12 protein-coding genes are annotated in these 13,310 nt (G+C 34.5%); 4 read left to right on the top strand and 8 right to left on the bottom strand.

Going from position 1 to position 13,310, the window contains the following annotated elements; genetic code table 11:
• Window positions 1-21: 21 nt before the first annotated feature.
• The 4 genes from ABZC13_RS04935 to glnA form a co-directional block, all read right to left on the bottom strand.
• Window positions 22-927, bottom strand: coding sequence for a sensor histidine kinase (locus tag ABZC13_RS04935; protein ID WP_373000922.1), 906 nt, complete (start codon window positions 925-927; stop codon window positions 22-24).
• Window positions 928-936: 9 nt separating this feature from the next.
• Window positions 937-2,595 carry a 2-isopropylmalate synthase gene (gene leuA / locus ABZC13_RS04930; RefSeq protein WP_373000920.1) on the bottom strand — a complete coding sequence of 553 codons (1,659 nt, stop codon included), beginning with the start codon at window positions 2,593-2,595 and terminating at the stop codon, window positions 937-939.
• 164 nt (window positions 2,596-2,759) lie between these two features.
• On the bottom strand, window positions 2,760-3,674 hold the full coding sequence (locus tag ABZC13_RS04925) for a sensor histidine kinase (RefSeq protein WP_373000918.1): 915 nt from the start codon (window positions 3,672-3,674) through the stop codon (window positions 2,760-2,762).
• 103 nt (window positions 3,675-3,777) lie between these two features.
• Window positions 3,778-5,208, bottom strand: a complete 1,431-nt coding sequence (gene glnA, locus ABZC13_RS04920) for a type I glutamate--ammonia ligase (RefSeq protein ID WP_373000916.1) — start codon at window positions 5,206-5,208, stop codon at window positions 3,778-3,780.
• A gap of 179 nt (window positions 5,209-5,387) precedes the next feature.
• Here glnA and ABZC13_RS04915 point away from each other — a divergent pair, with 179 nt between their 5' ends.
• Window positions 5,388-6,131 carry a hypothetical protein gene (locus ABZC13_RS04915; RefSeq protein ID WP_373000914.1) on the top strand — a complete coding sequence of 248 codons (744 nt, stop codon included), beginning with the start codon at window positions 5,388-5,390 and terminating at the stop codon, window positions 6,129-6,131.
• A 42-nt stretch (window positions 6,132-6,173) separates the two neighbouring features.
• Here the strand turns inward: ABZC13_RS04915 and ABZC13_RS04910 are convergent, their stop codons facing one another.
• Genes ABZC13_RS04910 through pstC form a run of 4 tightly spaced genes read right to left on the bottom strand, consistent with a single transcriptional unit; the run spans window position 6,174 to window position 9,379 of the window.
• Complete coding sequence (locus ABZC13_RS04910; protein ID WP_373000912.1) at window positions 6,174-6,845, bottom strand: phosphate uptake regulator PhoU; 672 nt, start codon at window positions 6,843-6,845, stop codon at window positions 6,174-6,176.
• Between the two features lie 49 nt (window positions 6,846-6,894).
• Complete coding sequence (pstB, locus tag ABZC13_RS04905) at window positions 6,895-7,680, bottom strand: phosphate ABC transporter ATP-binding protein PstB (protein ID WP_373000910.1); 786 nt, start codon at window positions 7,678-7,680, stop codon at window positions 6,895-6,897.
• Entirely contained in the window at window positions 7,680-8,522 is an 843-nt protein-coding gene (pstA, locus tag ABZC13_RS04900; protein WP_373000908.1) for a phosphate ABC transporter permease PstA, read from the bottom strand. The genes pstB and pstA overlap by 1 nt, the downstream gene beginning before the upstream one ends.
• The gene (gene pstC / locus ABZC13_RS04895; RefSeq protein ID WP_373000906.1) at window positions 8,519-9,379 is read right to left on the bottom strand and encodes a phosphate ABC transporter permease subunit PstC; all 861 of its coding nucleotides are present in this window, start codon (window positions 9,377-9,379) and stop codon (window positions 8,519-8,521) included. Before pstC ends, pstA begins: the two co-directional genes overlap by 4 nt.
• 215 nt (window positions 9,380-9,594) lie before the next feature.
• Between pstC and ABZC13_RS04890 the strand changes: the two genes are divergently transcribed.
• From ABZC13_RS04890 to ABZC13_RS04880, 3 genes are read left to right on the top strand one after another with little or no spacing between them, the layout of a single operon-like run.
• Entirely contained in the window at window positions 9,595-11,226 is a 1,632-nt protein-coding gene (locus ABZC13_RS04890; RefSeq protein ID WP_373000904.1) for an inorganic phosphate transporter, read from the top strand.
• On the top strand, window positions 11,226-13,046 hold the full coding sequence (locus ABZC13_RS04885; RefSeq protein WP_373000902.1) for a Na/Pi cotransporter family protein: 1,821 nt from the start codon (window positions 11,226-11,228) through the stop codon (window positions 13,044-13,046). Before ABZC13_RS04890 ends, ABZC13_RS04885 begins: the two co-directional genes overlap by 1 nt.
• A complete protein-coding gene (locus tag ABZC13_RS04880) occupies window positions 13,043-13,288 on the top strand; it encodes a hypothetical protein (RefSeq protein ID WP_373000899.1) in 246 nt (81 codons plus the stop codon). The genes ABZC13_RS04885 and ABZC13_RS04880 overlap by 4 nt, the downstream gene beginning before the upstream one ends.
• The last annotated feature ends 22 nt before the right edge of the window (window positions 13,289-13,310 follow it).

Genomic DNA, 13,310 nt, shown 5'->3' with positions numbered 1-13,310 from the left:
AACTTAACGTTATTGCAGTTTTTAGTGTTTGATGATGATTTTAAAGAGTGCACCTGAGTCTGTATTTTTTACGCTGATAGTGCCATTATGTTTTTTAACGATTTGAGAACTCATATATAGACCTATTCCAGTTCCGTTGGAGTCTTGTTTGGTTGTGATATGTGGATTGAAGATGCTAGAAATCACATGATTTGGAATACCTTGGGCATTATCTTCAAACTCTATGATGCTATTATCTTCATGCATATAAGTTTTTATAGCTATATCCCTAGTGGAAATATTTTTTTCGTTAAAGGCATCTATAGAATTACTTAGAAGATTTAAAAACAGATGTTTAAACTCATTTATAAAACCATATACTTTAATATCATCTTTTATATCAGTTTTTAGGTTTACAGTGTTTTTCATAAGCTCATCTCTCATAAGAACTTCTACACTGTTTATACAATCTTCAAGTAAAAATTCTTCACTATCTTTTGAAGGTCTGAAGAATGTTCTAAACTCATTTAGAGTAGTGACCATATGCTCTATCTGAGTATGAGTAGTCTCTGTCATCTCATCTATGTACACTTCATCAACCAGACCTTCTTTAAAATCGTCTTTTAACATATCATTCATCATGCTCAGAGAGTTTAAAGGCTGCTTCCATTGATGTGCTACTGCATCCATCATCTCTCCCATAGCTGCCATTTTTGACTGCTGGCGAAGCATCTTGTCTTTTTGAGTACTTGTCTCGTGGATGACTACAGTTCGTTTGTCAACTTGTTTTAAAAATGTAGAGTGATTTTTTTGGAGTTTTGTGTTTTTCTTTTTTTGTTCGTCGTAGAGGTCTATAAGACGGTGAGTTTGCTCTCTAAGCCTATGGTTAGAGAGCTTAGAAAGTATTTTTATTTCGTCAATGAGTTTTTGATTTTCATCTTCAATCATTTGATTGACTTAGCTAAAAGCCCTGTTTAAAGCACAAAACATTGCTTTGATGGAAGCGGTAGCAATGTCGTTGTCTTTGCCAACACCATAGCAAGAAAGGATATCTTTACTTTGAATCTCTATGTAGGCAACAGCTTTGGCAGTGCTTTTGTCTCCACATGAATGCTCAGAATATGAGTTTATTGTAAATTTATTTTTATAATCTTTCATTAAAGCATTTTTACATGCGTCAATAGGACCGTTTCCTTCAGCCTGTGCTACTATTTTTTCTCCATTGTACGTATAAGTTAAAATGCAAGTCGAAACTTTTTTATTTGAAGAGAGAGTTACATCAACCAAAGATATATGTTTCTTTATATTAAAGTAAGTATCTTTGAATATCTCTAAAATCTCTTCTGCTTCAAGCTCTCTGCCTTTTTCATCAGTTACTGCTTGGACTATACGACCAATCTCTGGATGCATGGCTTTTGGAAGCTGATAACCAAAGTTTTTCTCTAAGATAAATGCTATTCCGCCTTTTCCAGACTGTGAGTTAATACGTATGATACTCTCATAAGTTCTTCCAACATCCTCTGGATCTATCGGTAAATAAGGAACTTCCCAAAAGCTGTCCTCACTGCCTTTTTGATATGCAAGACCCTTGTTTATAGCATCTTGGTGTGAGCCTGAAAACGCAGTATAAACTAACTCTCCTACATAAGGATGGCGTGCATGTGTAACCATCTCTGTACATCTCTCTACTACATCTAAAACCTCATTTATATCCGAGAAGTCTAGCTGCGGGTTAACGCCCTGAGTCAACATGTTAAGAGCAAGTGTGATGATGTCAACATTACCGGTTCTCTCTCCGTTGCTTAAAAGTGTCCCTTCAACTCTGTCAGCACCTGCTAAAAGTGCTAACTCAGTCGCAGCGATAGAAGTTCCTCTATCGTTATGTGTATGAGTTGAGATGATTACATTCTCACGGTTGTCTAAGTGATTAGCCATCCACTCAATCTGATCTGCATATACATTTGGTGTTGACATCTCTACAGTCGCAGGAAGATTGATAATAACCTTTCTGGTAGGTGAGATGCCCCATCTAGCAGTTACTGCATTTGAGATTGCGCACGCGAACTCTAACTCAGTTCCGGTAAAACTCTCAGGTGAATATTCTAAGAATATCTCTCCATCAAAATCTTTTTCATACTTTTTAACTAAGTCAACGCCCTCTAATGCCAAAGCAACAATCTCTTCTTTGCTTTTTCCAAATACTATCTTTCTTTGAGCAGTAGAAGTAGAGTTATATAAATGCACAGTTGCTTTTTTAACACCTTCAAGTGCTTCAAAACTTCTTTTTATTAAGTGTTCTCTAGCTTGAACTAAAACCTGAACTGTTACGTCATCAGGAATTAGATTATCATCAACTAAACGGCGTAAAAAGTCAAACTCTACTTTTGAGGCAGATGGGAATCCAACTTCAATTTCTTTGAAACCAAGTTTTAGTAAGAGTGTAAAAAGTTCAAGTTTTTTATTCATGTCCATAGGATTGATTAGTGCTTGATTACCATCACGTAAATCTACACTACACCATTTAGGAGCTTTTGTAATCGTTTTATTTGGCCACTGTCTGTTGGGCAAATCTATTTGTGGGTAAGGGCGATATTTGCCCATTTTTACTTGATTCATAATGAATCCTTAACTTGAAATTTTTGCTTTAGTGACCATAGCGGTCCAAGCGAAGTAAAAGGGACTTGTTCCTTTTACGGTATTTATATAATAGTTACACTCTTACATTTACTACTAATTTTGGAATTATATCAAATTTTGTATTAGAGAATAAGAAGGTGTTTCTAAATTGTAGTTTGTCGTAAAGTTATTGTAAAGAAAGCACCCTTGTTTGTATTAAATACATTTATTGTTCCGTGGTTTTTCTTAACTATTTGTTCGCTCATATAAAGACCTATCCCTGTACCTTTGCCCTCAGGTTTAGTAGTGACATTGGGTTTAAAAATATCTTTGATTACTTCGTTGTCTATACCGCCGGCATTGTCTTCAACTTCTATGTATATATTACTGTTTTCTTCGTAGCATCTGATATCAATATTTCTATGATTTATATTTTTATCGTTAAATGCATCTATGGAGTTGTTTATAAGATTTAACAAGAGATGCTTAAACTCATTTTTATTTCCAAATATTTTGATATGTTCATCTATCTCAATATCTAAAAGTATGTTTTGTGAGATTAATTCATCTTTCATTAGTATCTGAACACTATTCATAGCATCTAGTATTGTGAACTCTTCATTTTTAGTAGATGGACGAAAGAAAGTACGAAACTCATGAAGAGTTGCAACCATATGATCTACCTGCATATGAATGGTTTCATCAAGCTCTTTGATATATGACGAATTAACGAGGCCGTTATCAAAATCCTCTTTTAGCATATCACTCATCATACTTATAGAGTTTAAGGGCTGTTTCCATTGATGAGCGATTGCATCTATCATCTCACCCATAGAAGCAAGTCTTGATTGTTGTTCAAGCATCTCATCTTTTTGTAAGGCTCTCTCATGAGCAATAATATTTCTCTTATCCCATTGTCTTAAAAAGTATTCATTTTGTTTAATAGTTTTTTGATTTTCTTTTTGTTCTGTTACATAAAAATCTAACACAGTTTGAATTTTTTCTGCTAGTTTCTTGTCTGATTTTTTAGATAGATTTACAATTTCTTTTAGAAGTATTTGAGTGATTTTATTTGACATTTTTCACCAGTAAAAATAATTTTTGTTTATTATAGCAAAAAGAAAGTATTCCCGCAAAAAAAGCGGGAATGAAGATGTAAGTAATATTTTACTTACAGTGCGATTAGCACTGGTAAGTAGTTTTAAACTCGTAAGCAGTTGGACGACCTTCATCTGGCCATACGTCACGCTCAAATCTGTAGTGTTGATAAGCATCGATAAACTCTTTTGTAAATACAGGCTGTAAGAAGTCATTATCACGAATAAGAGCTTCTAATGAACCACGAAGAGTGTGAGGCATTTGAGGAATCTTTTTCTCACGAATCTCATCTAAAGAAAGCTCAAACAGATCTTCATCCATTGGACCGATTGGAATGTCTTTGTTTTTAATACCGTCAAGTCCAGCCATCATCATTACAGCAAATGCTAAGTAAGGACAAGCAGTTGAATCTGGGAAACGCATCTCAATACGAGTAGCCATCTCACCTGCACCATAAGGGATACGACAAGCAGCCGAACGGTTTTGAGAAGAGTAAGTCAGAATTGAAGGAGCTTCAAAACCTGGTAATAATCTTTTGTATGAGTTTGTTGTCGGGTTAGTAAATGCAGCAACTGCACGAGCATGCTTAAAGATACCAGCAGTATAGTTAAGAGCCATTTCAGAAAGGTTTGCATATTGACCCGGTGCATAGAAAAGGTTTTTACCGTCTTTCCATAGTGATTGGTGTACGTGCATACCGTTACCATTGTCACCATAAAGTGGCTTAGGCATAAATGTAGCAGTTTTACCGTTAAGGTGAGCAATCATCTTAACAACATATTTGTATTTTTGAACATTATCAGCAGCACCGATGATATCAGAGAAAACGATACCGATTTCGTGTTGACCTTGTGCAACTTCGTGGTGACCAAGAACAACTTCAAGACCAACTTGCTCTAAAACTTGCATCATTTCAGCTCTCATATCAACAGCTGAATCAGTAGGAGCTACCGGAAAGTAACCACCCTTAGTTCCTGGTCTATGACCTGTATTGTACATGTCTTCGTAGTTAGTGTTTGAGTTCCACTCACCCTCTTCAGTATCAATTTTGTAACCAGCTTCATTGATATTATCAACAAATCTAACATCATCAAATACAAAAAATTCGTTTTCAGGACCAAAATATGCAGCATCAGCAATGCCTATAGCTTCAGCATGTTTAAGTGCAGCTTTAGCTATTGAACGTGGACATCTCTCATATGCTTGGTTTTTATAAATATCATAAACATCACAAAATACGATGATAGTTGGATCAGCTGTAAAAGGATCTAAGAAAGCAGTTCCGATATCTACTTTAAGTAACATGTCAGATTTGTTAATTGGCTGCCATGCTTCGATTGAAGAACCATCAAAAGGTAAACCATTTTCAAGTTGACTAGTAGTAACGGCACTCATTCTATAACTAATATGGTGCCATGCACCTTTAATGTCTGTAAATCTAAAGTCTACAAATTGAACATCATTCTCTTCACAAAAAATAAAAAACTCTTCTGTATTATTAACAAATTTTCCCATTCATTCTCTCCTGAAATTAAATTGCCATTAGTATATCTTAATTTAAATCTATCAGGGCTAAGAAAGATGATTAAAAATTAATCAATTTAGACTTTGTTTCGTATAGTTATAAAGATATCTAAATAATATTCTTATTAAGATATAATTTAATTATTAAAATTTTTATAGGAATTAAGATTATGGTATATGATTTTTTTAAAGATTATGAAGAGCTACTCTCATACGAACAAGCCTCTCTCCTTGATTACCGTTTAGACAGTATAGCTATTAAGTTAAATGAGTTTTTCCAAAGACTCATAATTACAAATATAAAAAAAAGAAATATTAAATTCTTTCTTGCCGGTTCATGCCTTAAAGCTGATTCTTTTAGAGATTTAGATATGTTTTTCCCAATAAGAGAAGATAGAGAACTTATTAATAATGCTATGAACCAAGATTTTTTCGAGTATGAGAATAATTCATATACTTACAAATACAAAAATGACATTTATCAGCTTGTTTTTAGAGAGAGATTTGAAAATGCTTCTCTAAAAGAGCTTGTAGACGGGTTCGATTTTGATTCAACCAAGATAGCTTTTGAGTGTAACTACGATACAAAAAAAAGACTTTTTAGCATATCTAAGTGTGATATGAGAATAGAGTTTGTAAATTATATAAATACCAGGATAAACCATCTTACAAGAGTAAGTGTCAATCCGTTTGTGTCACTTCAGCGAGCTATATATTTTTTAAAACGTGGTGATGATGTACCTTATGAAGTTTTTCTTCAGGTATGTTCAAGTATTGCAGATTTGAAAGTAGAAAATGATAAGGATATATCTGTCCATTTTAAAAACCTGCAAGGTAATCCAAATAAGCTTACTAATATAAAAGATGCAATTATGCACTATGTAGATGATCAAAAAGATAGCCATAGCAACTAAATGAAAGAAAAAGGGACTACTGTAAGTTAGAGCTTTACTGCTCTAACTATATTGGCGAATTTCTCCACCTTGTGATGCAAACAACATCAGGTTTGCAATATTTACACTTCTGTCACATGAACGCTCTAATTTACGAAGTGTTCCAAGAACTTTTACATACTCTATTGAGAGTTCTTTTGCATCTATAATCATAGTTAAAATCTCTTTTTCAAGTATTGAGAAAAGGTCATCATTTATACTCTCTTCAACCATTACTTTGGTGAAAAAATCTTCTATATTACAGTTGTCAAGTTGCTTAAAACATTCTAAAATATACTCGAGTGCATTGATAGTACTTTTATGAAGTTGAATGATAGTCGAGTTTAAAGGTTCTAAGTTACATTTACTTGATGAGTGCTCTTTCATACGGTTAGCATACTTTTTTATGCCCTCTCCAATACGAACTATTTCATTTGTCATTTTTAAGTAAGCAACTAAAGATCTAAGTTCTGTAGCTTCTGGTCCAAACAGTGCAAAAGTCTTAATAATCTCATTATCGATTATGTCACCTTGAACAGTTATGTTACTAAGTTTACTTTGAACTTCTTTGTATTTTTCATCATCACTATTTCTATATGCTTCTAAAGCTATAGAATTAGCTTCTACTATGCTAGTTAGCAGATTAGCTATGATTTCTCTGATTTCTTCTATTTTGTTATTATATTTTGTTGACATCTTAATCCTTTAATTTTATCTGTTTTCTTACATCAAGTTCAGTCTTGTATCAACCGAATTTACCTGTTATATACTCTTCAGTTAACTTTTCTTTTGGTGTTACAAAGAGCTCTTCAGTACGTCCTAGTTCAATTAGTTCACCAAGATACATAAAGCCGGTATAGTCACTGACCCTTGCTGCTTGCTGCATGTTGTGTGTAACGATGATGATAGAAACACGCTCTTTTAGTTCAACTATAAGTTCTTCAATTCCTGCTGTTGAAATAGGATCAAGTGCAGATGTAGGCTCATCGAAAAGTAAAATCTCAGGTTCAACCGCAACAGCGCGAGCAATACAAAGTCTTTGTTGTTGACCACCTGAAAGACCATTTGCATCGTGCTTTAATCTATCTTTTACCTCTTTCCAAATAGCTGCATCTTTAAGTGCTTTTTCTACACGACCGTCAAGTTCAGTTTTGTTTTTTATACCTTGAAGTCTCAATCCGTAAGCTACATTGTCATAAATGCTCATTGGAAATGCTGTAGGTTTTTGAAAAATCATACCTATCTGTATTCTCAGGCTTATAAGGTCTTCTTTTGGAGTTAGAATATTTTTGTTCTTAAAAAGAATCTCACCATCATATTTGTTTCCAGGATATAGATCATGGATCCGGTTAAAGCTTCTAAGGAGTGTAGTTTTACCGCAACCTGAAGGTCCTATTAGTGCTGTAATACTATTTTTAGCAATAGGCATATTCAGTGTTTTAATACTTGGTGCATCAGCAGATGCATAAGTGAATTGAAAGTCTTTAACTTCTAGTGCTTTTTCTTCTGTTATATCTACGATAGTAGCCATTATTTCCCTTTTTTCTTCATAATAAATAGTCGTCCGATAATGTTAAGAGACAAAATAAACATACTTAAAATAAACGCTGCCGCCCATCCTAGTTTTTGCCAATCTTCATAAGGTGATGTTGCATAGTTATACATTGTAACAGTAAGAGATGCCACTGGCTCACTCATGTCAGTATTTAAAAAGTTGTCATTAAATGATGTAAACAGTAGTGGAGCAGTCTCACCTGCAACACGTGCGACACCGAGTAAGATACCTGTAAGTATTCCTGCCTTAGCTCCACGATAAACTACTTGAGTGATTACTTTATACTTTGGAGCACCAAGAGCAAAAGCCGCCTCACGTAGAGTCGATGGAACAAGTTGTAGCATATCATCAGTAGTTCTTAGAATAATAGGAAGCATAATTATTGTCAGAGCAATAGATCCTGCCCAACCACTGAAGTGACCCATGGGTGCAACTACGACAGCATATACAAAAGCACCAATTACAATACTTGGAGCCGACATCATAATGTCTGAAATATCACGAATAGTTTCAGATAGTTTAGACTTTTGACCATACTCGCTAAGGTATGTTCCGGCTAAAATACCAAGTGGAACTCCGATTAGTGTAGCAACACCGACAATCATAAGCTGACCGATTAGTGCATGCTTTAAACCACTCTCAGCATAACCTGGAGGTGCCCCTGCTTCAGTAAATATAGTCATACTAAGTGCATCTACTCCGTTTATTACTAAAACACCAAGTATCCAAAATAAAAAGCCTATACCGATTAAGGCTGATAAAGTAGATAGAATCATAACTATATTATTTGTAATTATTCTCTTTTGAGTATGTGTCACGATGCTATCCTTGTTCTTCGTAAGAAGTAAAACTTAGCAATTGAGATGATTGTAAAACTAATTACAAGAAGGAGAAGCGATAATTCAAATAGCGATGAATAGTAAAGTTCTGTATCTGCCTCTGTAAACTCATTTGCAAGTGTTACCGGTATAGAAGTAGCAGGCTGAGTCAAGTCTGTCGAGATCTTGTGTACGTTACCCATAACAAATGTAACTGCCATTGTCTCACCTATAGCACGACCAAGTGCTAAGATGAATGAGCCGATTATTCCTGCTTTTGCGTAAGGTATGATGATGTCTTTTATAACATCCCATTTTGTTCCACCAAGTGCGTAAGCTGATTCTTTTAAGATATCAGGAGTAGTATTCATCGCATCTCTTGTGACTGCTGCCATAAATGGAAGAATCATGATAGATAGTACAATCCCAGCGGTAAGCATACTGATACCGATACCACCAAAGATATCACGAACTATAGGTACGAAGTAAAAAAGACCCCACATACCGTAGATAACCGAAGGAATAGCTGCAAGAAGTTCTATCGATACTCCAACTGGTGCTTTAAACTTTGCAGGTGCAAGCTCACTTAAAAATATTGCTACACCGATAGCTAGCGGAACAGCTAAAAGCATTGCAAGAAATGTTGATACCACTGAACCGTAAATAGCCGGAAGTGCACCGAATTTTTCTAGGTTTGGTGCCCATTTTGAGTCTGTAATAAAATCAAATCCAAAAGCTTGTATAGACTCCATAGAATGTTCAAACAGTACTGCGAATATCCATGCTACTATAAGAAGTACAGTAATAGCGATCAATTTTGTCGTATGAGCAAAAAGTTTATCTATTATAATATTCATAAAATTTATATCCCTTTCTTTGAAGTCTGTAATTTTAAAAAGTTTTGGTTACATAACGGTTACTAAAGCCATAAAAAGGGAAGCTGCTCTGTAACCGTTTTGTAATCTTTTTTAATTGAAGAGGTAATGAAGAAAAGAAGGAGTATACTTTTCACTTCTAGCAAACAATTTACTTAAACTTTTATAACTAAAAATTACTTGTCAGGATCAAAAATATGGAAATCCAGATATTTAAAAAGATAGAAAAAGAGGCGCTTAAAGGCAGCGGTATAGACTTCATAAGGCTAGGTTTTGCACTCTTTTTTATGGTTGCAGTGCTCGCTTACAGCTTTTTGAGTATGGGTAGTGTTCCAAATAGTATGTTTTTAGCCATAGCAGCACTTTTTGGTGCATATATGGCGATGAATATCGGTGCAAATGATGTAGCCAATAATGTTGGACCGGCCGTCGGTTCAAAAGCACTAACTATGGGCGGTGCCATTGTAATAGCAGCAATTTTTGAAGCAGGTGGTGCTTTTATAGCTGGCGGCGATGTAGTAAAAACAATCAAAAAAGGTATTATTGATATAAGCGCATTTGGTGGAAATGTAGATCCATTTATTTGGGCGATGATGGCTTCACTTCTATCGGCTGCCCTATGGTTGAACTTTGCAACAATTATTAAAGCTCCTGTTTCTACAACTCACTCTATTGTTGGCGGAGTTATGGGTGCGGGTATTGCAGCCTCAGGCTTTGGCATAGTAAATTGGGCAACAATGTTAAAAATAGCATCTTCGTGGATTATTTCACCTGTTCTTGGCGGTATTATTGCTGCGCTTTTTCTCTTTGCAATCAAAAAAACAATGGTATTTAAAACAGATAAAGTAGAAGCATCGATAAAATGGGTACCTATATTTGTAGCTATCATGTCATGGGCATTTATTACATATTTAACTCTAAAGGGTCTAAAACAAGTTTGGCCTAACATTATTGATATATTTATTTTTTTACCAGATACAAAAAAACCAACATTTGCAGTAGCAGCAATCTTGGGGTTGATAATTGCACTAATTGTCTATATTTTTATGAAAAGTGTAGTTAATAGAAAAGCAAGAGGAATGAGAAATTCCAGAGATAGTGTTAATGCTCTATTTACGGTACCTCTTATTTTTGCCGCAGCACTTCTAAGCTTTGCTCATGGTGCTAATGATGTTGCAAATGCCATAGGACCATTGGCCGCAATAAATGATGCAGTCATTAGTGGCGGTATTTCGACAAATGCAGGAATACCTCTTTGGGTAATGGGTGTAGGAGCTGTTGGTATAGCTATAGGACTTGCATTATATGGACCACAGCTTATTAGAACTGTCGGTAGTGAGATTACAGAACTTGATCAAATAAGAGCATTCTCTATTGCAATGGCAGCATCTATAACAGTTATCATTGCGTCACAGCTAGGGCTTCCTGTCAGTTCCACTCATATTGCCATCGGTGGTATATTTGGCGTTGGTTTTTTAAGAGAATACCTTGAGACAACTAGTTTAAAAGATGAAATAGCTCAAGAAAAAGAAGAGATAGCTGATGAGAAAAAACTTTTAAAAGCATATAGCAGAGAGCTAGAGACTCTGGATGCTAAAGATGTGAAAACTAAAGAAGATTATGTAAGAATCGTAGATCTGTATAAAAAAATAAATGATGAAGAAGATAACCTAAAAGAGGCAAAAAAGAGTCTTAAAAGCAGTGAAAAAGTTAAGTATGTAAAAAGAGATGCAGTTAAGAAGATTATAGCGGCTTGGCTAATAACAGTACCAGCCGCTGGAATTTTATCTGCTTTAATATTTTTCATGATTAAAGGAATAGTTCTTTAATGTTAAGAAAAATATTATTACCTAGTATCCTAGCTATTTTAGCTTATGGATTCTGGATAAGTCCTGACTTTAAAGAAATATCAGCAGGTGTCGCAATTTTCTTGTTTGGTATGTTAACTCTAGAGGAGGGTTTCAAAGTTTTCTCAGGCGGTACATTAGAGAAGATTTTACAAAAATCTACAGATAGGCTGTACAAAAGTATAGGTTTTGGATTTGTCACTACTGCCATTATGCAGTCAAGTTCTTTAGTCTCAGTATTAACTATATCATTCATAGGCGCCGGGCTTATAGGTCTTACCCAAGGTATTGGAATAATCTTGGGTGCCAATATCGGAACAACTACCGGTGCTTGGCTAATGGCCGGATTTGGTTTGAAAGTAAAAATATCAGCTTATGCAATGCCAATGCTTGCTTTTGGTGTGATACTTATTTTTCAAAAAGCCAAATCTCTAAAAGGTATAGGGTATATATTAGCGGGACTTGGATTTTTATTTTTAGGTATCCACTATATGAAAGATGGTTTTGAAGCATTTAAAGCCACTGTTGATTTAGCCTCTTTTAGTGTTGATGGATTAAAAGGTTTACTAATCTACATAGGCATCGGAGTGCTGGCTACTGTTGTTATGCAGTCTTCGCATGCTACTATAGTCTTAATATTGGCAGCTTTATCCGTTGGACAGATAACTTATGACAATGCATTGGCTCTTACAATCGGTGCAAATATAGGTACTACTATCACTGCTGTTATTGGCTCATTAAGCTCAAACATAGACGGTAAAAGATTGGCAGGGGCTCATTTTATATTTAATGTAGTTACAGCTGTAGTTGCAGTTGTGCTAATGAATCAAATAATTTACATAGTAGAAGTAATAAGTGATTTTATTGGAATAGCAAACGATAATCATACTTTAAAACTTGCAGTTTTTGACTCTCTCTTTAAGGTGATGGGTGTTCTTATGTTCATCCCGTTTGTAGATAAACTAGTTAATTTTCTAAATAGAACTTTGAAAACTAAATCTTTAAAAGGAGAGGATAGTTTTGACAGTGTAAGATATCTGAATGATTCAGCATTAGAACTTCCATCGATTTCTATGGCAGTAATAACTAAAGAAACAAGGCACCTATATGAAAATGCATTTGAAATCATCACACACGGCTTAAATCTGCAAAGACATAATATTGTATCTTCTATGCCTTTAGATGAAGTAATAGAAAAAGAGTATTCTAAAATAGCTATTGATATTGATGACTTTTACAATAGAAAAATCAAAGGTATCTATGGTGAGATCATAGATTTTTCAACAAGAGCTCAATCTCATATGGCACCAGAAGATATAGAGATTCTATATAAGCTCAAACTTGCCAACAGAGATATTGTTGAAGCTGTAAAAGATACTAAACATTTACAGAAGAACTTAATAAAGTATTCGAAAAGTACGAATGAACATATCAAAGCGCAATACAATACGATGAGAAGAGATTTGGCTGAGTTACTTAGAAATATTAATATAATCGCCACAACAGATGAAGAAGATGTTATGATTATGTTACTTTCAAAAGCTAAAGTGCATACTGAGAAGTACGATATTTTAGCAAATGGTACACTTGATAATCTTATTAGAAAAGGTTTGGTGACAAATGAGATGGCAACTTCATTAATGAATGACAGTGCATACGCTTATGATATTAGTAAAAACCTTATTGCAATGGCTAATGTAATATTTATAGATAACAATAGTGAGATGAAAAATATCGGCGAAGATATGCTGATAAGTGATGATGAAGTCGATACAATCTTGGAAAAAAAGGAAGATTCATGAGTATAAAAAAGTTTATCGAGAGTGTTAAAGAGTCCTTGGGACTTAATGAATTTGAGAAAGCGGGTAAAAAGAAGTCTGTAAAAAATCTATTGAAAAAGTTACATGATAGAGAAGATGAGATTCTTAAAAGTCTAAAGAAAAAGATAGAAAAAAAAGAAAAAAAAGATTTAAAAGAAGAGCTTGATATTATCTCTGTGCAGATAAAAAATGGAAAAAAGATATTGGAAAAACTTAACTCATAAGATATTTTCTCATTGAAGAAAT

Source organism: Sulfurimonas sp. (assembly GCF_041563035.1).
Taxonomy (GTDB): Bacteria; Campylobacterota; Campylobacteria; order Campylobacterales; family Sulfurimonadaceae; genus Sulfurimonas.
This window is presented reverse-complemented; position numbering and strand designations above follow the sequence as displayed.

What these genes read in the sequence shown, in the direction of transcription:
- ABZC13_RS04935 (WP_373000922.1), bottom strand. Translation starts at nt 927, where the DNA reads ATGATTGAAGATGAAAATCAAAAACTCATTGACGAAATAAAAATACTT.
- leuA (WP_373000920.1), bottom strand. Translation starts at nt 2,595, where the DNA reads ATGAATCAAGTAAAAATGGGCAAATATCGCCCTTACCCACAAATAGAT.
- ABZC13_RS04925 (WP_373000918.1), bottom strand. Translation starts at nt 3,674, where the DNA reads ATGTCAAATAAAATCACTCAAATACTTCTAAAAGAAATTGTAAATCTA.
- glnA (WP_373000916.1), bottom strand. Translation starts at nt 5,208, where the DNA reads ATGGGAAAATTTGTTAATAATACAGAAGAGTTTTTTATTTTTTGTGAA.
- ABZC13_RS04915 (WP_373000914.1), top strand. Translation starts at nt 5,388, where the DNA reads ATGGTATATGATTTTTTTAAAGATTATGAAGAGCTACTCTCATACGAA.
- ABZC13_RS04910 (WP_373000912.1), bottom strand. Translation starts at nt 6,845, where the DNA reads ATGTCAACAAAATATAATAACAAAATAGAAGAAATCAGAGAAATCATA.
- pstB (WP_373000910.1), bottom strand. Translation starts at nt 7,680, where the DNA reads ATGGCTACTATCGTAGATATAACAGAAGAAAAAGCACTAGAAGTTAAA.
- pstC (WP_373000906.1), bottom strand. Translation starts at nt 9,379, where the DNA reads ATGAATATTATAATAGATAAACTTTTTGCTCATACGACAAAATTGATC.
- ABZC13_RS04890 (WP_373000904.1), top strand. Translation starts at nt 9,595, where the DNA reads ATGGAAATCCAGATATTTAAAAAGATAGAAAAAGAGGCGCTTAAAGGC.
- ABZC13_RS04885 (WP_373000902.1), top strand. Translation starts at nt 11,226, where the DNA reads ATGTTAAGAAAAATATTATTACCTAGTATCCTAGCTATTTTAGCTTAT.
- ABZC13_RS04880 (WP_373000899.1), top strand. Translation starts at nt 13,043, where the DNA reads ATGAGTATAAAAAAGTTTATCGAGAGTGTTAAAGAGTCCTTGGGACTT.